General features: G+C 33.1%; 22 protein-coding genes. 9 read left to right on the top strand and 13 right to left on the bottom strand.

Features of this window, described 5'->3' with window-relative positions:
• Positions 1-3: 3 nt before the first annotated feature.
• The gene (locus tag ACSSV5_RS03040; protein ID WP_454244719.1) at positions 4-1,662 is read left to right on the top strand and encodes an ABC transporter ATP-binding protein; all 1,659 of its coding nucleotides are present in this window, start codon (positions 4-6) and stop codon (positions 1,660-1,662) included.
• Here the strand turns inward: ACSSV5_RS03040 and ACSSV5_RS03035 are convergent.
• The 7 genes from ACSSV5_RS03035 to ACSSV5_RS03005 all read right to left on the bottom strand — a co-directional run bounded on the left by ACSSV5_RS03035 (position 1,659) and on the right by ACSSV5_RS03005 (position 7,347).
• On the bottom strand, positions 1,659-2,423 hold the full coding sequence (locus ACSSV5_RS03035; RefSeq protein ID WP_454244718.1) for a THC0290_0291 family protein: 765 nt from the start codon (positions 2,421-2,423) through the stop codon (positions 1,659-1,661). The genes ACSSV5_RS03040 and ACSSV5_RS03035 overlap by 4 nt on opposite strands.
• 73 nt (positions 2,424-2,496) lie before the next feature.
• The gene (arfB, locus tag ACSSV5_RS03030; RefSeq protein ID WP_454244717.1) at positions 2,497-2,898 is read right to left on the bottom strand and encodes an alternative ribosome rescue aminoacyl-tRNA hydrolase ArfB; all 402 of its coding nucleotides are present in this window, start codon (positions 2,896-2,898) and stop codon (positions 2,497-2,499) included.
• Positions 2,899-2,900: 2 nt separating this feature from the next.
• Positions 2,901-4,421, bottom strand: a complete 1,521-nt coding sequence (locus tag ACSSV5_RS03025; RefSeq protein WP_454244716.1) for a DUF4301 family protein — start codon at positions 4,419-4,421, stop codon at positions 2,901-2,903.
• Positions 4,402-4,977 (bottom strand): AAA family ATPase, encoded by a 576-nt coding sequence (locus ACSSV5_RS03020; RefSeq protein ID WP_454244715.1) that lies wholly within the window; start codon positions 4,975-4,977, stop codon positions 4,402-4,404. The genes ACSSV5_RS03025 and ACSSV5_RS03020 overlap by 20 nt, the downstream gene beginning before the upstream one ends.
• Positions 4,932-5,573: a nicotinamide riboside transporter PnuC gene (pnuC, locus tag ACSSV5_RS03015; RefSeq protein WP_454244714.1), complete on the bottom strand. Its 642-nt coding sequence runs from the start codon at positions 5,571-5,573 to the stop codon at positions 4,932-4,934. Before pnuC ends, ACSSV5_RS03020 begins: the two co-directional genes overlap by 46 nt.
• Positions 5,557-5,817, bottom strand: coding sequence for a hypothetical protein (locus tag ACSSV5_RS03010; protein ID WP_211064629.1), 261 nt, complete (start codon positions 5,815-5,817; stop codon positions 5,557-5,559). The genes pnuC and ACSSV5_RS03010 overlap by 17 nt, the downstream gene beginning before the upstream one ends.
• Before the next feature lie 468 nt (positions 5,818-6,285).
• Complete coding sequence (locus ACSSV5_RS03005; protein ID WP_454244713.1) at positions 6,286-7,347, bottom strand: hypothetical protein; 1,062 nt, start codon at positions 7,345-7,347, stop codon at positions 6,286-6,288.
• Between the two features lie 119 nt (positions 7,348-7,466).
• On the opposite strand from ACSSV5_RS03005, the gene ACSSV5_RS03000 reads away from it, so the two are divergent.
• From ACSSV5_RS03000 to ACSSV5_RS02985, 4 genes are all read left to right on the top strand, one after another.
• On the top strand, positions 7,467-7,985 hold the full coding sequence (locus tag ACSSV5_RS03000) for an RNA polymerase sigma factor (protein WP_454244712.1): 519 nt from the start codon (positions 7,467-7,469) through the stop codon (positions 7,983-7,985).
• A 12-nt stretch (positions 7,986-7,997) separates the two neighbouring features.
• The gene (locus tag ACSSV5_RS02995; RefSeq protein ID WP_454244711.1) at positions 7,998-8,885 is read left to right on the top strand and encodes a FecR family protein; all 888 of its coding nucleotides are present in this window, start codon (positions 7,998-8,000) and stop codon (positions 8,883-8,885) included.
• Entirely contained in the window at positions 8,869-11,382 is a 2,514-nt protein-coding gene (locus ACSSV5_RS02990) for a TonB-dependent receptor plug domain-containing protein (RefSeq protein ID WP_454244710.1), read from the top strand. The genes ACSSV5_RS02995 and ACSSV5_RS02990 overlap by 17 nt, the downstream gene beginning before the upstream one ends.
• An 83-nt stretch (positions 11,383-11,465) precedes the next feature.
• Positions 11,466-12,542: a hypothetical protein gene (locus tag ACSSV5_RS02985; protein WP_454244709.1), complete on the top strand. Its 1,077-nt coding sequence runs from the start codon at positions 11,466-11,468 to the stop codon at positions 12,540-12,542.
• Positions 12,543-12,623: 81 nt separating this feature from the next.
• On the opposite strand, the gene ACSSV5_RS02980 is transcribed toward ACSSV5_RS02985, so the two are convergent.
• Positions 12,624-13,691 carry a branched-chain amino acid aminotransferase gene (locus ACSSV5_RS02980; protein WP_454244708.1) on the bottom strand — a complete coding sequence of 356 codons (1,068 nt, stop codon included), beginning with the start codon at positions 13,689-13,691 and terminating at the stop codon, positions 12,624-12,626.
• Positions 13,692-13,795: 104 nt separating this feature from the next.
• Here ACSSV5_RS02980 and ACSSV5_RS02975 point away from each other — a divergent pair, with 104 nt between their 5' ends.
• Both ACSSV5_RS02975 and mnmD read left to right on the top strand, forming a co-directional pair.
• Positions 13,796-14,308 carry a DUF4920 domain-containing protein gene (locus ACSSV5_RS02975; protein ID WP_211064633.1) on the top strand — a complete coding sequence of 171 codons (513 nt, stop codon included), beginning with the start codon at positions 13,796-13,798 and terminating at the stop codon, positions 14,306-14,308.
• A gap of 120 nt (positions 14,309-14,428) precedes the next feature.
• On the top strand, positions 14,429-15,097 hold the full coding sequence (gene mnmD / locus ACSSV5_RS02970; RefSeq protein WP_454244707.1) for a tRNA (5-methylaminomethyl-2-thiouridine)(34)-methyltransferase MnmD: 669 nt from the start codon (positions 14,429-14,431) through the stop codon (positions 15,095-15,097).
• Between the two features lie 73 nt (positions 15,098-15,170).
• Here the strand turns inward: mnmD and ACSSV5_RS02965 are convergent, their stop codons facing one another.
• Positions 15,171-16,931 carry a 1-deoxy-D-xylulose-5-phosphate synthase gene (locus ACSSV5_RS02965; protein ID WP_454244706.1) on the bottom strand — a complete coding sequence of 587 codons (1,761 nt, stop codon included), beginning with the start codon at positions 16,929-16,931 and terminating at the stop codon, positions 15,171-15,173.
• Between the two features lie 38 nt (positions 16,932-16,969).
• On the opposite strand from ACSSV5_RS02965, the gene ACSSV5_RS02960 reads away from it, so the two are divergent.
• Complete coding sequence (locus ACSSV5_RS02960) at positions 16,970-17,413, top strand: nucleoside deaminase (RefSeq protein ID WP_454244705.1); 444 nt, start codon at positions 16,970-16,972, stop codon at positions 17,411-17,413.
• Positions 17,414-17,453: 40 nt separating this feature from the next.
• On the opposite strand, the gene ACSSV5_RS02955 is transcribed toward ACSSV5_RS02960, so the two are convergent.
• From ACSSV5_RS02955 to dgt, 3 genes are all read right to left on the bottom strand, one after another.
• Positions 17,454-18,578, bottom strand: coding sequence for an ATP-binding protein (locus tag ACSSV5_RS02955; RefSeq protein WP_454244704.1), 1,125 nt, complete (start codon positions 18,576-18,578; stop codon positions 17,454-17,456).
• Between the two features lie 106 nt (positions 18,579-18,684).
• Positions 18,685-19,389, bottom strand: a complete 705-nt coding sequence (locus ACSSV5_RS02950) for a geranylgeranylglyceryl/heptaprenylglyceryl phosphate synthase (RefSeq protein ID WP_454244703.1) — start codon at positions 19,387-19,389, stop codon at positions 18,685-18,687.
• Complete coding sequence (gene dgt / locus ACSSV5_RS02945; protein ID WP_454244702.1) at positions 19,386-20,723, bottom strand: dGTP triphosphohydrolase; 1,338 nt, start codon at positions 20,721-20,723, stop codon at positions 19,386-19,388. Before dgt ends, ACSSV5_RS02950 begins: the two co-directional genes overlap by 4 nt.
• Positions 20,724-21,101: 378 nt before the next feature.
• On the opposite strand from dgt, the gene ACSSV5_RS02940 reads away from it, so the two are divergent.
• Positions 21,102-21,605: a nuclear transport factor 2 family protein gene (locus tag ACSSV5_RS02940; protein WP_454244701.1), complete on the top strand. Its 504-nt coding sequence runs from the start codon at positions 21,102-21,104 to the stop codon at positions 21,603-21,605.
• On the opposite strand, the gene ACSSV5_RS02935 is transcribed toward ACSSV5_RS02940, so the two are convergent.
• Entirely contained in the window at positions 21,606-22,301 is a 696-nt protein-coding gene (locus tag ACSSV5_RS02935; protein ID WP_211064639.1) for an ABC transporter ATP-binding protein, read from the bottom strand.
• Positions 22,302-22,307 lie beyond the last annotated feature (6 nt).

Raw genomic sequence — 22,307 nt, 5'->3', positions numbered from 1 at the left:
AACATGCTGTTAGATATTCAGAATTTAAAAATCAGCTTTAGCAACAATACAGTTGTCAGCAACTTTTCATTGCAACTCAAACCTTCAAAAATTTTGGGCATCGTAGGTGAGTCTGGATCGGGTAAGTCTTTGTCGGTTTTATCTATTCTTGGCATTTTGCCTAAAAACGCCATTTTAAATTTTAAAAAATTAAATTTTGATGGTAAAGATTTGAATTTTAAAGATAAAAAGCGTCTAAGAGCTATAAGAGGTCGAGAAATTTCTATGATTTTTCAAGAACCTATGAGTTCGTTAAATCCTTCTATGACATGTGGTAAACAAGTTGCTGAGGTTTTGATTAATCATAAAATTTGCAGACCAAAAGTCGCCAAAACAAAAGTAATTGGGTTATTTAAAAAAGTGAAACTTCCAGAGCCACAAACCACTTTTAATAAATATCCTCATCAGATTAGTGGCGGACAAAAACAAAGGGTGATGATTGCTATGGCCATTGCGTGCAATCCTAAATTGCTCATCGCCGATGAACCCACAACAGCTCTAGATGTTAGCGTTCAAAAAGATATCATCGATCTATTAAAACATCTGCAACGGGAAACCAAAATGAGCATTATTTTTATCTCTCATGACTTGGCGTTAGTTAAAAATATTGCTGATGACATTATGGTGATGTATCAAGGTAAAATTGTTGAGCAAGCAACTGCCGAACAGATATTTAATAATCCACAAAAGGATTATACTAAAGCACTAATAGCAGCGAGACCACAAGTTGGAAAACGGCTTAAAAAATTACCTACCATAAAAGATTTCTCTGAACAACAATTTTCTGAGAATATTGAAACTAAAACCGAACGCCGAAGACGTCATGAAATTTTATATCGTTCAAAACCTATTATAAAAGTTAATGCCTTAAATAAAAGCTTTAAAATTCAATCCTCTTTTTTTGAAAAAGATGTTTACTTTAAAGCTATAAATAACGTGAGTTTTGATGTTTATCAAGGCGAAAAACTTGGTATAGTTGGCGAATCTGGATGTGGCAAAACCACCTTAGGTCATTTGATTACAGGGCTTTTAAAAGCTGATAGTGGTGAAATATGGTATGACAATTTAGATTTAACTCAACTTTCTGCAAAGAGTTTAAAGCCAATCAAAAAGGATATTCAAATTATTTTTCAAGATCCGTATTCTTCTTTAAATCCTAGAATGACAATTGGTGAAGCTATTGCTGAGCCTTTGAGAGTTCATCGAATTATAAAGACTCGTAAAAAGCAAAAAGAAGAAGTAAAATCTTTATTAAAAGCTGTAGGTCTATCAGAAAATCACTACACTCGATATCCACACGAGTTTAGTGGAGGTCAACGCCAACGAATAGGAATAGCTCGCTGTCTTGCTTTAAAACCAAAAATTATTATTTGTGATGAGTCTGTTTCTGCTTTAGATATATCGGTTCAAGCTCAAGTTTTAAATTTACTTGGAGATTTAAAAGAGCAATTTAATCTCACTTATTTATTTATTTCTCACGACTTATCAGTAGTTAAGCAGTTTTCGGATAGAATATTGGTTATGAAAAATGGCAAAGTGATTGAACGTGGTGAAGCCGATGAGGTTTATCTCAATCCTAAAAAAACTTATACTCGCAAACTTATAGAAGCAGTTCCTGTTTAAAATAATAAATAGGAATAGCCAATATTTATACCCCAAGACCAATCTTTATTTTTGTTTTGAGGACCAACAGGACTTAGACCATCAACAAAATCAGAATCAAAAAACATCCAACTGCTTTCTAATACAATTTCACTTTGAATATCTAATTTATATCTTAGACCAGCACGAAAATTAAAACTTAATACCGTATCACTATCTAAATTTATACCATTATCAGGTTCATTAGAAATAAACGTAGGCCAGATATTATCGATATTGCTCAAACCGCCACTTAAACTAGACTCTGCATCAGGCTTAACAAAATTAACCCCTAAACCGACACCTACATAAGGTGATATATCATAAAGAAAACTTTTGTTTCTATAACTCTTGATTGTCTTTATTTTTAAAGGGTAATATTCCAATCCGTTATTTATACCAAAATTAGTGTAGCTACCAGTCATAGAAGCTAAACGAGGATCGTCTGATTCTGGACCATAATGTTCTAAATCGGTTGACGAAAACTGGAGATTAAATCTATACTTAAAATGGTCTTGAAAATAAGATTTTCTATTTCTAAATGCAGGATTGTAATAATAACTTAATGACAAAGCTAAACCTTGATTTCCAAAGTTTGTTTCGCTATCATCACTAATGCCATAATCACTTCTCAATTGGTAAAAACCAAGATTAGCACTAAATTCATGCTCATAAAATTGAGCCTGAGATTCAAAGACAAATATCATTGGCAAAATAAACACTAATTTATTTAAAGTTTTCATTTGGGTTAGATTATTATCTTACAAATATATAAATTTACTTTAAAGCTAATATTTTTTTTTTGTAAAAAATTAATTAACAATCAGGTTTTTGCCTTAATGCCTTTTTTTTAGACAGCATAGCTTTGTTTTCAAGTCTTTTTTGCTGAGATTGTTTTGTTGGTTGGGTGGCTTTTCTTTTTTTGGGTTTTTGTAAAGCAGTGTGAAGCATCTTTTCAAATCGTTGAATCAGTATTTTTTTATTCTGATGTTGGCTTCTTGTGTCAGAGCAACTTAACTGCAAGTCTCCTTTTTTGTTGACTTTATGTTGCAAACGCCTTAAAATTCGATGTTTTTGAGCTTCATCAAGACCTTGACTTTTTTCTACAGGCCAAGAAAGATTAACTTTAGTTTCAGTTTTATTGACATGCTGACCACCAGCTCCACTGCTCAAAGCTGTTGTAAATTCTACTTCAGTAAGAATTTGTTTAAAATCCATAATCAATCTTCTTGATGTGCTGGTTTTAGTAAATCAATTACCGTTTTTACTGGGTTAAAAGTGGACAATGGCACTTCTACAAAAATACTGTGCCAATATGCCATACCGCCATTCCAAAGTCCAGGTAGCTCAAGTGCTTTAATATCTTGACCTTCAACAGATTTTTGACAAATAAAACCGCGCTTGGCATTCACAAATTCCATTAAATCAAATTTTTGACCTTTATAATCTTTTACGCCACAAACAATATCAACAGGATTGAAATGTGTAGCTTCTTTTAAAATTTGTTGCTGTTCTTTATCGGTTGAATCAACTTGAGAAGTTTCTACAATTTGGAGAGATTGCCCGCCTTTATCATCTTTGACCCAAAATGGTCCACCGCCTGGATCACCGTCATTTTTTACCATGCCACAAACTCTTATAGGTTTGTGTAATTGTTTTAAAAGTTCGCTAATCTTATTAGAAGGTGTTTTTATATTTAGATTTTCTTTAGCAAATTTTTGAACTTCTTCAATTGATTCAGCGGTTGGGTTTTGCTCTAAAGTCTTTTGAAAACCAAATATTTTGTTTTGCAAATTCAATAAAACCCCTGCTAAAATTTTTTTGGTTTCTGCCGTAATCTTTTTATCTACTTGTCTTTTGGATATGTTATCAATGTTTTTTATAAAAATTAAATCCACATCTATTGCATTTAGGTTGTGAATTAATGCACCGTGTCCGCCAGGTCTGAAAAAAAGTTGATTGTTTCTGTCTCTATAAGGCGAATTATCTAAATTAACCGCTACAGTATCGGTTGAAGGTTTTTGGTATGAAAAACTGACTTTAAAATCAATATCTTCTTGATTATGAGATTTTAAATATTGTTTTAAGGTTGCTTTAAAATCATTTTCATGCTCTTGAGAAATGGTAAAGTGCAACTGAGCTATATCATTTTTAGTTGCATAAGATTTGGCTTCTTCGAGATGTTCTTCAAAAGGCGTGAAAATTTTATCCCCATAGTTGTGAAAAGGAATTAAGCCTTTAGGTAAGGTATTTAAGTTCAATCCTTTTTCTGATAAAGAAGTTTTCAGAATTAATACGGCTTGTTCAATTTGAGTGAAATCTTCAAAGTTTTGGTAAGTCTGTTTGGCTGAGCTTAGAGCTTCTTGGTAAAACGCGAGTTGTTCTATTTTTTCTACCAATGGTTTAAGCGAAATAAAATCTTCAGTTTTTAAAAGACTTTTTATTTCTTTGTCTTTAATTTCAACTTCATTAAGAAATTGATGCAAAAGGCGAAACATTCTTGATGCTGCTCCACTGGCTGGTATAAATTTGACCACCTCAACTTGTGAAGTTTCATAGGTATTTTTGTAATGTTTCTTGTCTTCATCACTCAATTTTTTGATGCCTTTACCAAGTTGGGCATAATCTAGAATTTTTACAAATGGGATACCTATTTCAAAGGTTTTAAGCTGGTTAGACAACTCCGCTTCTGAAATTCCTTTGCTTTCAAGTTGCTTTTTGTCACTTGGAGATAGTTGCATAATTATTGGTTTGTAGTATTTTTTTCACTTCTGAAAGTCGTTTACTTAAATCGCCACTCAAAATATAAAAATTTTTATCATATTTGACAAGATAGTTTTTAAAAATCTCAAACATCTCTTGCCTTTCGTTAGGTTTATCCCTTAAATCATCGGCTTCCCAAGGTGTGTCAATATCTGTCAAAAAGTAATAATCGTAGTCGTGACTCAAAGCAATAGATTTTAATTTAGAAAAATCTTCATTTGGAAAATACACTCGTGCATAAACATAGGTTTCTAAAAGATTAGTATCGCAAAATAAATATTGATTTGATATTTCGGCCAATTGATTTTCTAAAGCAATTTGTCCTTCAGCAATTGGCATAATATCCGAAGCTTCACAGGCTTTACCGGTTTTGTCGTATTTATTTTGAAGATAATCTCTTGCAAATTCTGGTACCCATTGGGTGTTGTATTGCTCAGCTAAAGTTTTAGCTATGGTTGTTTTTCCGGTAGATTCTGGGCCGTAAAACACTACTTTAATAAGTTGGTTTTGGGTTTGTTGAGTTGTTTTTTCCATGCGTTGTAACCGTAAATTGCTATTATCGTAAAAATGACATATTGAAATGCTGAAAACACTAAGCCTTTATACAAATACAAAGGTATTGAAATGATATCACCTAAAATCCACAGTTGCCAGTTTTCAAGTTTTTTCTTTGCCATAAGCCACATTCCTAAGAAGAAAATAGCTGTTGTTATGGTATCAACATAAGCTGTCCAAGAATTCCATTTATCAAATATGCTATAAATTATGGCGACAAAAATTAGCGTTGCAACAAATATAATAGTCGAGATTTTATACTCTTGTTTAGTTTCTATTTTAGTGATGGGAATAAAATGGTTTTCATCAACTTTTTGAGTCCAAATATACCAACCATAAATACTCATCATAAAGTAATAGGCATTAATCATCATATCGCCAAGCAGACCATATACCAATAGAATATAAACAAAAATAGCTGTGCTGATAATACCAGTAGGAAAAACTAAGATGTTGTCTTGTTTAGAAAACCAAACACTCATCAAACCAAACAGACTACCAATAATTTCGAGAATAACTAAGTGTTGCGGTGTGTTTTCGTATTGTTGAAAAAACCATTCAAAAATCGGGCTCATAGTCTTTTCGGTTGGATTTTACAATTTTGATGTATAAAACACCGTGTTTAACGGCTTCTAAAGCGGTTTCAATTTCTGTATTTAAAACTTTCATCACGGCATGGTAATTTCCATAAACTTGAGTGCTTAACGGATTTTCTTTAATGTGTAAACCGCTGTTTCTCAAGGCTGTGATTAAATTTATTATAGGTTGTTCAAAATCATCTTGAAGTGGCGAAAAGGTCAACTCGACTGAAATATCCATAGTTTTTTTATTCAAAAATATAATATTTTAAAGGTTTTGAGCACTATTATATTTCAAAATAAATTTTATATTCACGCAACTATAAAGGGATTTTGCACTCTATTTTATAGAATTAAGTAGATTTAAACCTGTAAACACTTTAATATGAAACATTTAATTATTTGTTTCCTGTTAAATGCCAAAGGAAAATATAAAGTCTTGAGCATAACAGGAAAAATTAAAATTGATGGTGGTTGACCATAGACTAAAAATGTAAAAAGTTTAAAACAACAGCAAAATAATGTTTAACCGAATTAGCCCAAAAAAAAGCTCGCCTTCATTGACGAGCTTTTTTTATTTCAATTCTTAAGCATTGATTACCAAATTTTAACTGGATTAACCAATCTTTTGTGTTAGCGTTATTAAGCTATTCAAGATCAAAATGCTTCTGATTAAAAGTTTGTTTGTAGTTTTTCTGGTTTTAACATTTTAAAGCTTAACTAAAACTAATTGGTCAGTTTCACCATCAGATTCAACATTAATCAAGGCAAGTGTCAGTGTATCAAAGCTTACTACGTCCCAGCCTTCATCTAATTCGTCAAAATCTGAATTGTCAAAAACCAAGTCAAATTTAATAACACCTTCATCTATTGTAGCCGTCCATTGCCCTACTTGTTGAAAAGTTCCACTGCCGTCATTCTCTACAAAGATTGTATTATCTAAGTTAAATCTAAAAACATCACCATCAAAACTGGTATTGGTAACCCCATCATCAAGTAGTGAGGAAACTATAAAATCTCCACTGGTAATAAAGTCAGTAAACGCATCCAAGTCTTGAGGGTTTCCATTGCCCGGATCATCATCGGCAACATTATTAAATAGTAAAGGCTCAAAACAACTAGAAGAAAGACCATTGAATGTTATATTAAACTCAGCATTGGAATTGATAAACTGAGTTGTCCCTTCAATATCGGCTTCAATGGGGTATTCAAACTGATAGAAAAACCCATTTTGACTTAAGTCTTTTAAAAAATTAAATAATTGGGCACGATTGTTTATCGTTTGTGTATCTATAAATGTATTAGAAAGATCAAAAAATTGCAGTGAGATCGGAAAAACAAGTTCTACACAATTGACTTCTTCTGAAGCATTTAAGCTTTGTAAAAATTGAGAAAGTTCACTTTGTGAATTGATAGTTTGAGAATTGTAATTGACTGTTGAAACCGTTGCTGGAAAATTTAATACTATATCATCTTCAATAGATGTGGCTTCAAGCACGTCAATCAAGTTTTGATAATCTGCGGTGTTATTCATGCTGACATTAGTCGTAGAATTTACGGTGACTTCAAACGGAAAATCAACTCTGATTTTACTGGAGTTGTCGATAAAATTATCAAATGCAGTCGGGTTTTGTGTCAGCCGTTTTAGATTATTAGTCAGTGCTGAATTGACACTCAAGCCATTTTCGTTATTAACGATTTCAGTATTATCTTCGTTTTGGCAAGCGATGAGCATGAGTAGAAAAAAAAATAAAAGGTGGTTTTTCGTCATATAAAATTCAAATTTAATTATATTTCTCACATATAAAACATTTCAAAATAGATTTACCCTAAAAAGTAGGGTAAACTTATTTTGAGTTGTTTTTAAAATAGGTAAATATTAAAAATTGTATGGCTGTAAAATCTTTGGATAACGTCTGTCAGGACAAAATTTACGCTTCGGTATTTGAAAAATATGCTGATGACATCAATCGGTTTTTCTTTTACAAATACGGCAATCAAGTTGCAGCTGAAGAAGCTGTGCAGGAAGCTTTTATTAAACTTTGGGAAAATTGTAAAACGGTGCCTGTAGAAAAAGCCAAATCCTATTTGTTTACGGTTGCTAATAATATTTCGCTTAATGCGATAAAACACCAAAAAGTGGTTTTAAAATATGCCAAAGAACAACCCCAAAAAAAGGAAGACCGACAAGACCCCGTCTATAAGTTAGAAGAAGAAGAATTTAAACAAAAATTGCAACAAGCTATAAGCGAATTAAAACCTAAACAACGCAGCACTTTTTTATTACACAGAATAGATGGTAAAACGTATAAGGAAATTGCAGAAATTGAAAATGTCAGTGTAAAAGCCATAGAAAAACGAATGAGCCAAGCACTAACCCAACTCAGACAACATATTGAACAAATATAAAAGATTATGACGATGAAAACTACAAATACTTTAGCCCAATGGATAGATGGACAATCTGATTTTCCAGATGATGTTGCTGATCGTGAAGTTTATGAAAACATTAAGCATTATTCCGCTCAGCTTGAAGCCCCAACACTTGATAAAACTAAAGTTTTTGAGAACATTAAAAAAGCTCAAAGCTCTAAAAAATCAACCATTAAACCGTTTGTTTTTAAAATAGCGGCCATCTTGGTTTTAGCCATAGGTCTGCTCGTGCTTTTAAAAGAATTTACTGTCAATTCCTATAAAACCTTAACAGCACAAACCCAAAGCATTCAATTGCCAGACCAATCGGAAGTGCTTTTGCAACCCGGCTCAAGCCTGAGTTATAATCAATATTTTTGGTTTATAGACCGTGAAGTCACCCTTCAAGGTGAAGCTTTTTTTGAAGTGGCAAAAGGCAAAACCTTTACTGTAAACACGCATCACGGAAAAGTAAAAGTACTTGGTACTAAATTTAACGTTAAATCTTTTAATGATGAACTCCACGTTGTTTGTTACGAAGGTCGCGTTGAAGTTTCACAGAACAATGTTTCTGAAGTGATTACTCCTAATGAGTTTATAGTTTTAAGTGATGGTGAAATTACAATTAAAGACAGCATTCAATTAAAAGAATTACCCTCAACATCTGCATATTACCAAATCATAAATTCAAATTTTGATACTTTGATTAAGGATGTTGAACGCTACTATGGTGTAGAAATTAATTCTAAACAAATTAAAACGGATAAAAACTTTACTGGACAATTACCAAAAAATAATATACACAAAACTTTAGATATCATTTCCAAAACTTATCAATTGCAATACAAGTCTATCAACGAAAATAATTTTATTTTTGTTGATGATGAAGGACATTAAACTTTGCTTCTATGTTTTGGTGTTATTGGTACCGATTCTATCAATTGCACAAAATCAAATACCGCTGGTAGATTACCTCAACCGCATAGAAAATGAAAAATCTGTGCGGTTTAACTATATACAGCAAGAGCTCAGGACTTTAGAAATAACTTCATTTGACACCAGTCAAACCTTAAAAAAAATACTCAATCAAGTTTCTATACAACTCCCTGTTGCCTTTGAATGGGTTGATGATACCAATATTGTTGTTAAACGCTTAAACCAATTTTATTGCATAAAAATTTTATCTGAAGACCTTAATCAAACCTTGAATAATGTTTATGTAGAATCTCAAGACAACATCTTTAAAACCTATCAAAATGGAACCGTCTTTTTTTCCAACAAACCAAACACCAAAACACTAAAACTTTTCAAAAAAGGTTATGCCGTCAAAGAAATTGATGTTGAAAGTCTAGAACCCAACGACTGTAAAATTGTAAAATTAACGCGCCAAATCAATTTAGATGAAATTCAGCTTGTTGGCTATTTAACCAAAGGTCTCAACCTCAACTCAGATTTATCTATAAGTCTAAATCCTAAAGAATTTGGAATTCTTGCAGGCTTAACTCAACCTGATGTTTTACAAACTATGCAGTTTTTGCCAGGCATAGTGAGTTTAGACGAGCGGATTTCCAACATCAATGTGCGAGGCGGCACACACGATCAAAATTTATTTCTTTGGAACGGTGCTCGACTCTATCAAACTGGACATTTTTTTGGGATGATATCCGCTTTAAATCCATCAATTGCTCATCAAGTCGACATTTATAAAAATGGTAGCTCCGCCTTTTATACCGAGGGATTATCTTCCGTGGTAGATATCTCGTCAACGGCAAAACCCCTTGACCAATCTGAATTTGAAATTTTTGCCAATTTTTTGGAAACTGCCGGAAAAGCTGACATTGCTTTATCAAATCAATCACAGCTGAGAGTGGCTGGTCGATATGCTTTTTCAGACATTTTTGACACCCCAACTTTTGAAAATTATTACAATAAAATTTTTCAAAACACCGAAGTTTCAAGCATAAACACAAATGAAAATTTAAGGTTGTCATCTGATGTAGATTTACAGTATTACGATGCCAATCTACAGTTTCAAACAGCTTTTAACGACAACACAACATGGCAAATTAATGCCATGGCCATTTCAAATGAACTCTTGTTTACCGAAGAAAATATCAACACCCAAGACCAAAAAGAGAACAACCTAACCCAAGAATCTTATGTTGTTTCTACAAAGCTTGATAAAAATCTATCTAAAAAAATTGCACTATCTGGTTTAGCCTTTTTTTCATATTATACACTTGAAGGTCAAAATGCTTCAGCCTTAAACAATCAATTGCTCAATCAAACCAATGAGGTTTTAGATTTTGGCGTAAAATTGAGAAGTGATTTTGAACATTCTAAACAATACAAATTCAGCTTGGGTTATCAGTTTAATGAAATCGGGATTAGAAATGATAATATCGTCAATATACCAGAAGTTGAAATTCGGCAAAAATCAGTTTTGCAAACCCACGCTGGTATAGCTGAATTTAAAGCGTCAAATTTTGATCATAAACTCAAAACAACTTTAGGCTTACGTGCTAATTACTACGATAAGTTTTCTGAGTTCAAGTTTGAGCCTCATCTCAACATGTCTTATGCTATCAGTCCGAGTTTTGATGTGATATTATTGGCAGAGCAAAAACACCAAGTGACTGCTCAAGTGATTGATTTACAAAACGATTTTTTTGGGATTGAAAAGCGGCGTTGGGTTCTCGCTGATGAAAACGAAATTCCTATCCAACGTTTAAGACAAGTAGAAATTGGTCAAGTATTTAAGAAAAAATCTTGGTTGCTCACAGGAAATGTGTTTTATAAAAAAATAGAAAGCATTACTTCAGCCAGTCAAAATTTTCAAAATCAGCTTGAATTTTTACAGCTTTCTGGCGACTATCAAACCTATGGTGCTGAGTTTTTAGTGCAAAAGCAATTTCAAAATTTTAGGCTATGGCTCAACTACACCTATAATGATAGCGAATATCAATTTGACAATTTTTTACCTTCTGTTTTTCCTAATAATTTTGAAACTTCGCATCAAACAGAAACAGGTTTGAGCTACACTACACCAAGAGTAAAATTGAGTCTTAGTGGACGATTTTATACAGGAAGACCAACTACGCCAATAAATGAAAATACACCGATTTCAAACCCTGACACAAATCCAGACATTAATTTTTTAGATCCCAACTCAGACAATATCACGGAATATACGCAGATTAATTTTACAGGAAGCTACACGGTTTTATGGCCAAAATTTAAAACAGAAATAGGCTTGGCAGTTTTAAATCTGTTTAACAAAAATAATACGACCAACCAGTTTTTCCGATTAAGTAACAATACTTTAGAAGTAGAACGAATTGAAAATCAAAGTTTGGAATTTACACCTAATGCTTTCGTTAAAATTAACTTTTAGCATAAACAATATTTATTTTTAATTTTAGTAGGGTGATTCCATTTTAAATTGTTTTAATAATGAACTCAAAAAAAAAATTAATTATGAAAACAATCAGTAAATTATTAATGTTCGTCTTTTTTGTAAGTCTAATTGCATGTTCTGACGATGATAGTTTAGCAGATGCTAACAACGTAAATGATCCTACAAACGCCCAAAAAAGCAGTTTAACCATCAAAGCAACTTCAACCTTTAATCCAACCTCGGGGCGCTCAGCAACATTTGCTAATGCAAATTTAGAAATCGATCAGTTTCTGATTAATATCAAAAAAATTGAATTTGAATACGCCAATTTTAACGGCAATTCAAATGATGATAGCAGTGGAAATGATGACGATGATGATAACGATAGTGATGATGACAATGATAACGACGATAACGGCAATGGCGATAGCGATGAAGACGATATTCAATTAACTTTTGACCAATTACCTTTAGAAATTCAAAACTACATTTCTACCAATCATCCTAATGATCCATTTTGCAAAGCTGAAGAAGAAAATGCATTAAGCGATGACCCTTATCGCTACAAGGTTGAGTTAGCAAGTGGATTAGAACTTTATTTTAAACCAGACTTCTCGCTTTATGCTCAAGAGCAAGATGATAGTCCTTGTAATAGTAGTAGCGGTAGCAACAACAATAATTCTAATAGTTTTGGTGATGACGATGAGTTTCAGCTTGCAGGACCTTTTGAAATCAATTTATTAGACAATGATACAAACACTATTGTCAATGTTGAAATACCCCAAGGTGAATATGAAGAAGTACAATTTAAAATGGATAGAAGTCTTGACCCTGGCTCAATTTTATTTCAAAAATCTATTATGATTACGGGAACTTTAAACGGCATGCCAATGACGTTTTATCACACCTTTGATGAAGACTTTGAAGTAGATTATGAAGATGCTGGTCAAAATCTAATTATTAATAATAGTAATAACAACGAAGTTACTTTCAATTTTGATCTTAATGCTGTAGTAAACACCGTCAATTTTGATGCGGCAGTAGATGGCAATGGCGATGGCAGTATAGAAATTAGCCCAGTTGACCCTGACGGCAATAATATGCTTGCTAATCAGATTAAAAATGCAATAGTTCAGTTTGCTGAGCTTATTGACTAATCAAGCTTTTTAAAAAAAATTAACCCAACTTGATTCATAAACAAGTTGGGTTTTTTATATTGAAGATTTAAATGGGAGTTATTAATCAATAGCAAATCGCCACCCATGAGGGTCTTCAGTTCTATTATATTGAATATCCTGTAATTTAGATTTAAAGAAAACATTATAAGGACTTTCAACCTCAGGTAGCTCGTGATATTTGTTTTGGTATTCAAAACCGGTTACTTGGGCAATGGTTGCAGCAGTACCAGCGCCAAATATTTCTTTTAATTCACCTTTTTCAGCGGCCTCAACAATACGTTTTACCTCTACTGGTCCGACTTCAACATCAATTCCATTATCTTTAGCCAATTGAATGACACTTGCTCGCGTCACTCCTTTCAAGATTCTCTCATTGGTAGGAGCAGTAACCAATTTATCATTTATTCTAAAGAAAATATTCATCGTTCCGGCTTCTTCTAAATACTCGTGTTTATCAGCGTCTGTCCAAATAACTTGTTCATAGCCTTTTTCTTTGGCTAAATTGGTTGGGTAAAATTGAGCGCCGTAGTTTCCTGCTGCTTTTGCAAAACCAACACCACCGCTGGCTGCACGACTGTATTTTTCAGAAAACAAAACTTTTACAGGCTTATTGTAGTAAGCTTGAGCTGGACAAGTAATAATCATAAATCTATAACTGTCTGACGGTGCTGCAGCTACACCATTTTCTGTAGCAATCACAAATGGACGAATATAAAGCGAATTACCTTGACCTTTTTTTATCCAATCAGAATCAAGTTTGAGAAGAGTTTTTAAACTTTCAAAAAAATATTCTTTTGGAAACTCAGGAATAGCCAACCGTTTAGACGATTTATTGATGCGTTCAAAATTTCGCTCTGGTCTAAACAACCACACTTGATCATTGTCATCTTTAAAAGCTTTCATCCCTTCAAACACTGCTTGACCATAGTGAAAAGCTTTAGATGATGGTTCAAATTCCATCGGACCGTAAGGCACAATTTGAGGACGTTGCCACTTACCGTCAACAAAGTCGCAATACATCATATGATCTGAATAAACTTTACCAAAAGGTAAATTGTTAAAATTGACTTCGTTAATTTTTGATTGTGAATTTTTTTTGATGTCTAAAAGTGCAGCTTTTGTTTCCATTTGTTTATTTTTGTATTCGCAAATATAATTGTTTTCAATCAGTTTTTTATTTGCTCATATATTAAATTTATCTTATAATTAAGCCCTCAAAATACATTAAAATTATGAAATATTCAATAATAAGCCTATTTTTTTTAATATTTGTTTCTTGTAAAGATGCTCAAAAACAAACTGATCAGTTAGTTGAGAAGCAAAAAAAAGAGCTTACAAAAACTGCTGATCAAAAGTTTTTTGGAGAGAAATTTGACATTTCAAATCAGATTGAATCTCAAAAAATATTGAGTACCTATAACCAAATGAAAGTTGGTGATACTATAGAAATCACTTTTGCTTCTAAAGTCAATTCTGTTTGTAAAAAGAAAGGTTGCTGGATGAGATTAGAATTACCTGATGGGCAAGAAACCTTTGTCCGGTTTAAAGATTATGGTTTTTTTGTTCCAAAAGATATAGAAAATCAAACGGCTATTGTTCATGGCAAAGCCTTTGTGCAAGAGACTTCTGTAGAAGATTTAAAACACTACGCCAAAGATGCAGGCAAGTCTAAAGAAGACATTGTAGCCATCACTGAGCCTGAACTAAGCTACAGTTTTGAAGCTGATGGAGTTTATTTGCAATAGTTTCTGGTTTCTGGTTTTCTGGAATCGCTTAAGCTCTCGGGATCTTTGACTTGTTTGTTTCTGGTTCAAAGTCATTATGCGTTTGTCATTGAAGTTATATTTTAACTTGATATTTCTAAATTGAAAAAACAAATCATCACCACCGCTGATGGTTCTAAAACCATTTACTTTCCTGAATGGAATGAGAGTTATCATTCCAAACACGGTGCTATACAAGAAGCTCAACACGTTTACATCAAATCTGGTTTAGATTTTAGATGCAAAAGAGATAAAGCTACAAATTTAACCTTATTGGAATTTGGCTTTGGCACAGGACTCAATGCTTTTCTATGTTTGATTTATGCCAACGCAAATCAAGTAAATTTAACCTACCATAGCATTGAGAAATTTCCACTAAATCAATCCGAAATCAATAGTGTTAATTACGCTGAAATTTTAAAATTAAACCCATCAGAATTCAATTATTTACATTCTATTGAGTGGGAAAAATCAGTTAAAATTCATGATTATTTTCAACTTAAAAAAATTAAAACCGATTTTGAAAATTTTAAAACTGATGGTAAATATGATGTTATATTTTTTGATGCTTTTGGTCCGAGAATTCAACCAAAACTTTGGACAAAACCCATTTTACAAAATTGTTATAATATGATGTCTGAAAATGGAGTTTGGGTAACGTATTCTTGTAAAGGAAGTGTGAAACGAGATTTACAAAACATTGGTTTTCAAGTTGAAAAAATCGCTGGACCACCTGGTAAACGTGAGATGTTAAGAGCTACAAAATTTTAGGTTTAAGGTTTAGGATTGATATCTATAAATTTAAAGCCGTTAAATCTCTTGCAAAGATGCCAAGTCGCAAAGTTTAAGCTTCTATAACTTTCAATATATCATCAAGGCCTAAACCGTATTTTTCAAACAATTCATCGGTGTTGCCGTGTGAAATAAATTTGTCTGGCAAACCCATAGTTTTGACTTCAATATCAGGATGATGTATTGCTAAATATGCTTGAATAGATTCACCAAAACCGCCTATTACAACGCCATCTTCAAGTGTGATGATTTTTTTATAATCTTTTGCTATTTCGTCCAAAGTATCAGTATCTAAAGGTTTTACAAATCTCATATCGTATAAACCGATATTTTTATTTGATTTTTTTATAGCTTTTTCAGCCAACCAACGCATTTTCCCTAAACTTAAAATAGCGATATTTTCTCCTACTTTGATGCTTTTGGCTTTGCCTATTGAGACAGTTTGAAACTTCATATCTAATTGCTCTACATCACTTTTGCCTCTTGGATATCTTATAATTATGGGGTTTTTTAATCCTAAACTAGCAGTATATAGCAAATTTTTTAAGTCTTCAGCACAAGAAGGCGAAGCAATAATTAAGTTGGGAATGCCTTTTAAAAAACCTATATCAAACACACCGTGGTGTGTAGCTCCATCATTTCCAACTATACCTGCTCTATCTACACAAAAAACAACTGGCAGGTTTTGTAGAGCCACATCGTGAATTAATTGGTCATAGGCTCGTTGTAGAAACGTAGAATAAATCGTGCAAAACACTTTAAAGCCTCGTGTGGCTAACCCTGCTGAAAACGTGATGGCATGCTGTTCGGCTATACCCACATCAAAAGCGCGCTCTGGAAAAACCTCCATCATATATTTCAACGAACTCCCAGTGGGCATGGCTGGTGTAACTCCAATAATTTTTTCATCTTGTTCAGCCAAATACAGAAGCGTTTTGCCAAAGACATCTTGATATTTTATTCGATTGTCTTCAGAAGCTATGTTGAACGTTTTTCCTGTGATTTTATCAAATCTACCAGGGGCATGATATTTAACTTGCTCAATTTCTGCTGATTTTAAACCTTTTCCTTTTTTGGTCATGACATGTAGAAATCGCGGACCTTTGATTTGTTTTAGGTCATTAAAAGCTTTGATCAAAGCAGATATATCATGACCATCAATCGGTCCAACATAGGTAAAATTTAAAGCTTCAATAATATTAGATTGCTTAGGTTTATAGCCTATTTTAGCTTTGGTTAGATAATTTTTTAATGCCCCAACACTTGGATCAATTCCAATGGCATTATCGTTAAGAATAACGAGAAAATTGGCAGAAGTTACGCCTGCATGATTTAGACCTTCAAAAGCCATTCCAGAAGCAATAGATGCATCGCCAATCACAGCAATGTGCTCTCTTTTTAAGTTACCTTCGAGCTTAGATGCTATCGCCATTCCCAGAGCTGCAGAAATTGACGTTGAACTGTGACCAACCCCAAATGCATCATAAGGACTTTCTTCTCGAGAAGGAAAACCTGAAATGCCACCAAGCTGTCTATTGGTGTGAAATTTATCCCGACGACCCGTTAATATTTTATGACCGTAAGCTTGATGGCCGACATCCCAAATCAATTGGTCGTCTGGTGTGTTAAACACATAATGAAGTGCAATGGTCAATTCAACGGTTCCTAAACTTGCTCCCAAATGACCACCATACTTAGAGACTATATCTATAATAAATTGTCTTAATTCTTTTGCAACATCACTCAAATTGTCTTGGGAAAGTTGACGAAGATCTTGTGGTGAATTGATATTTTTTAAATACTCTTCTTTCATTTAAACAAAGATATAGCTTGATTTTGTATTTTTAGACAATGAAAACAGAATTTGATGACACTTATTTTATGCAAAAGGCTTTAGATGAAGCCGAAATAGCTTATGAAAAAGGAGAAGTCCCAGTTGGAGCAGTAATTGCAATTGACAAAACCATCATAGCGAGAGCACATAACCTCACCGAAACTTTAAACGATGTTACGGCTCATGCCGAAATGCAAGCCATCACTTCAGCAGCCAATTATCTCGGCGGTAAATATTTGAATCAATGCACTTTATATGTCAGCTTAGAACCCTGCCAAATGTGTGCTGGTGCGTTGTATTGGAGTCAGTTGAAGAAATTGGTTTACGCCGCTAGTGACCACAAGCGTGGTTTTGTGATTATGCAAACCCAGCTTCACCCTAAAACTGAAGTTAAAAAAGGAATTTTAGAGCAAAAAGCTTCACATTTGATGAAAAAATTCTTTTTTGAGAGAAGAAAGTAATAAGCCTTATAAAACATAATATTTTATGAAATTTTACCTATTAACTTTTCATAACAACAAAGTCTCTAAAGTTATTTCTGTTTACAAAAAACGTATTAGTATTATAATTGTTTATAAAAGTTTTTGAAATTTTAGCTTTTTTAGCTGGGTTCCATTTGAATTCGAAAGCTTGAAGCTCTTGACTGATTTCCTCTATATAATCGATTTCCTGTTGTTGAGTAGTCCTCCAAAAATAAGAGTTTGCTAAACTATTTTTGTATTCAATTTGTTTTATTCTTTCAGCGACAAGAAAATTTTCCCACAAAGCACCTACATCAGTTCTAAGTTGAACCTTGTTCATACTCCCAATTATAGCATTTCTAACACCATTATCATAAAAGTAAATTTTCTTTCCTTTTTTAATTTCATTTCTAAGGTTTCTGCTAAAGCTAGGTAATTTAAATATCACGTATCCTTTTTCTAAAATAGAGATGTATTTTTCAACCGTATTTCGGTCTATACCAACCAGCTGACTAAGTTCGTTGTAATTGACTTCACTACCAACCTGAAGTGCCAGAGCATTGATCAGTTTGTCTAAGACTTCAGGTTTTTTAACACCTCCATAAGCCAGAATATCTTTATATAAATAACTATTTACTAAATCCTTAAGAATTTGAATTTCTTCTCCTTGGTTATTTAAAACATCAGGATACATACCATAAACAAGCCTGTCTTCAAGTTGTTTTTCTGCGGATAAATAGCCGACTTGATCTTCAAATTCTTCCCAACTTATAGGCAGTAATTTGTATTCCCATTTTCTACCTGTAAGCGACTCATTAAATTCATCATAAATATAAAATGAAGAGGAGCCACTTATCCAAAGTTGAACATCTTGAAATTGATCTATAATAATTTTCGCAGTAAGTCCTATATTGTTTATTCTTTGAGCTTCATCTATAAATACAATCTTTTTATTTTTAAGCAAACTTCTTATTTGATCGGTATTTGGCGTATCTAACAGCGTTCTCGTAGCAGGGTCGTCACCATCAAAAAACAAAAAATCCTCATGACTAATCAATTCTTTTATCAGTGTCGTTTTACCTACTTGCCTTGGTCCAACTATAATGATTGCCTTGCCTCGGTTTAATTTAGTCTTGATGTTTTCTGCTATGGTGCGTTTTATCATTTTTAATTAAAAATAAAGATGTATTCAAAAGTAACAAAAATCACATAAAAACATAATATTATATGAATTAAATCACATAATATTATAATATTTTATGAAATTATGTTTAAATATCTTCAAAAACGGTTCCCATAACAACAACATCAGCTCCAGCTTTGTAAGCCATTTCTCGTTGTTTTTCAGTTTTGATGCCACCACCAACGATTATAGGAAGTTCGACTTTTGTCTTTACAGCTCTTATAATTTCTGGCTTGACTGGAAAGTTAGCACCACTACCAGCTTCAAGATAAATCAATCGTTTGCCCGTATATTGTGCAGCAAGACAAGTATCTACGATTAAATCAATATCAGCTTGAGAAATAGCTTTGGTATTAGTGATACGTTCGGTTGTGCAGGTTTTTCCGCCATCTATCAAAATATATCCCGTCGGTATAATTTCAAGATTTGTATGCCTTAAATGTTTTACCGATTTGACTTGTTGATGTATCAAATATTCGGGATTGCTACCAGACATTAAACTCAAAAACAACAAAGCATCGGCATATCTTGTGATTTGATTGATATTTCCTGGAAAAAGAACAACAGGTAAAGGACTCAATTTTTTGATTTCTTTTACAACTTCTTCTGTTTTTCCACTTTCAACTTGACTGCCTCCAACAAAGATATAATCAGTGCATTCAGGAATAGTTTGAAGTAATTTTAAAATAGTATTGACTTCAGTTTTATCGGGATCGATTAAAATAGCAAATGATTTAAGATTAGCTATTTGCTTAGATTTTAAGTCTTTTAGTATGTCAACTGCTGAAATCATAGATTTTGCCCAGACAATTTTTTATATATTTCTAAAGCTTTGCTATCGCTCAAAGAAGCAATTTGGCTACACAATTCTATCAACCATTCTTCGGTTTGTAAATTTTCAAATTCAAAATCTTTTAAAAATGCTTTGATAATAACTTTGTCAAAATGATTAGCTCTGTGGGTTTTACTGTTTTCAACTGCTTGGCTAAAATGTTCTAAAATTTCAGTAATTACACGGTAGCCAACAGTTTCTTTTTCAAGCACTTCCTGACTTTGATAGATATTGTTAACACTGATTTGAATAATATCTTCAATTTGTGCTTTGTAGGGCAAAAGTTCAATTAAAGGTTTGTCTAATTGACCAGCTCTAATGCGTTCTTCGTTTTGGATAAAAGCTTTAACTGCATCTTCAATCAATCGACCTATGGCTAAAGATCTCAAATAGCTCACACGATTTTTAGTTGTTGACAATTTGTAATATTTGTCTTTATCGATACGTGTATTGATTAATTTTGAAAGATATTCTAAAGCAAATTCTTCAGGAATTAAACCGAGATTGATACCGTCTTCAAAATCGATAATCGTGTAACAAATATCATCAGCTGCTTCTACTAAATAAGCCAAAGGATGTCTGATAAAGTTAGCGTTTTTAGCATCTTTCAAGCCTAATTCATCAGCAACTTCATCAAACAATTTCTTTTCAGCTTTAAAAACGCCATATTTTTTACGCGAGACGTGTTTTGAAGTCTCCAAAGGAAATGAGGCTCTTGGGTATTTAGTAAACGTTCCTAAAGTAGCATAAGACAAACGTAAGCCACCAAAGCTACCGTGTTTGCTATCGGTCAAAAGCTTAAATCCGTTGGCATTACCTTCAAATTTTATCAAATCTTGGTAAGCCCAATCAGAGATTTCAGATTTAAAGCGTTGACCTTTGCCACGATCAAAAAAAGCACCGATGGCTTTTTCGCCTGAATGCCCAAAAGGTGGATTACCAATATCGTGTGCTAAAGCAGCTACAGCAACAATAGCTCCAAAATCGTTAAAATGATGACCTAAAGTTGTTTGTAAATGCGGGTATTTTTTAATAATGGCTTTACCTGCTTGACGCCCCAGCGAGCGACCAACCACAGAAACTTCTAAACTATGTGTCAATCGCGTGTGAACAAAGTCGGTTTTAGATAATGGAATGACCTGTGTTTTGTCTTGCAAACTGCGGAAAGCCGAAGAAAAAATCACACGGTCATAATCTACTTCAAAGCCTAAACGGGTATCGTCTTGTTCTTTGCGTAAGCGTTTTGTGGTATCGCCTTGACGTTTGAGCGATAAAAGCTGTTCCCAATCTAACATTTTAATTATTTAGATTGCTAAAATACAGTTTTTGATGGATGTTTTGGGTATTGAAATTTGGAAAATAGATTTTAATAATAATCAAGAACTGCAAGTCCGAGCAATAGGGATAGATTATTAAATAGGTTTGTTTCGTGCCACGAAAGTTGATGATTTCAATAAGATTTTTACGAGCTTTTATTCGGTAGATGATACAATTGTTTGCAGGTTTTTCAAAGATTCTGTATGTACGAGAGACATTTAAAATAACTTTCACAGTTGACTTAAAAACTTGTATTATTAACTCTTTTTTTGATCAACCTTTCTGCAAAGGATTAAAAACTTAGAAAATAAACTTTCCAATTATTAGAAATTGATTATTTTGAAAAAAATACTTATATGAAATCTTTAAAATCTTTTGCCATTGTTGTTGTGCTGTTTTTTTCACAGACACTATTTGCTCAAAATGAAGAAATTAAGCTAAAAGTTGACTATAAAATTAGTAAATGGCATCAAGCTGCCGCAGAAGCCGATTTAAAAACCTATCAAAATCTAATGACCGAAGATGCTGTTTTTATTGGCACCGACGCCACTGAATATTGGCAAGGTCAAGCATTTATTGATTTTGCTAAACCCTATTTTGACCGAGGTAAAGCTTGGACGTTTCACAAATTAGAACGCCATATTTATATTGGTAAATCAAAACAAACAGCTTGGTTTGACGAACTGCTCGATACACAAATGGGTATTTGCAGAGGTTCAGGGGTTTTGGTTCAGGTAGATGGAGAATGGAAAATTAAGCATTATGTTTTGTCTATCACTATTCCTAATGACAATGTTGATGAGGTCAAAGCTTTGAAAGATGAGTTTGACGAAAAGTTGATTGATATTTTAAAAAAATAACTACTGACTAAAATACTGCTCGAGCTCTTTTAAAGTAGCTTCATCAGTTTTGATGTCTTTTACCACTTCTCCTTTTTCTAAAACCACTATGCGTTTGCAAACATCGGTCACGTGCATTAAGTCGTGACTTGAAATGAGCACTGTGGTTTGTTGTTGTTGGGTCAATTCACTGAGTATTTTCTTTAAGCGGATTTGTGTTGTCGGGTCAAGGTTGGCAAAAGGTTCATCTAAAATAATCACTTCAGGATTGCCAATTAAAGCCGCAACAATGCCGACTTTCTTCTGGTTCCCTTTAGATAAATCTCTTAAATATTTCTTTTGATTCAATATTTCATCGTGAAAGAAATCTTCAAAACCAGCGAGCAAATCATCAACTTCAGATTTTTCTACGCCTCTTAAATCGCCGATGAAATAGAAGTATTCTTCTGGTGTGAGATAGCCAATCAAAAAACTTTCATCTATAAAAGCTGAAGTATAAGGTTTCCAATCTTCACTTTGGCTCACTACAATATCGCCATTGGTAATTTGACCAGTTGTAGGTTTGATTAAATCAAGCAATAAACTAAACATTGTGGTTTTTCCCGCACCGTTATTGCCAACCAGCCCAAAGTTTTGTCCTTTGGGAATATTCAATTCCTCAACTTTTAAAACTTCTACGCCGTTGTAAGATTTACTGATATTTGAAATGTTAATCATAGTGTT

The organism is Psychroflexus sp. MBR-150 (assembly GCF_053628795.1).
The sequence above is the reverse complement of the archived record's forward strand: the minus strand, read 5'-3'. Positions and strand labels throughout refer to the sequence as shown.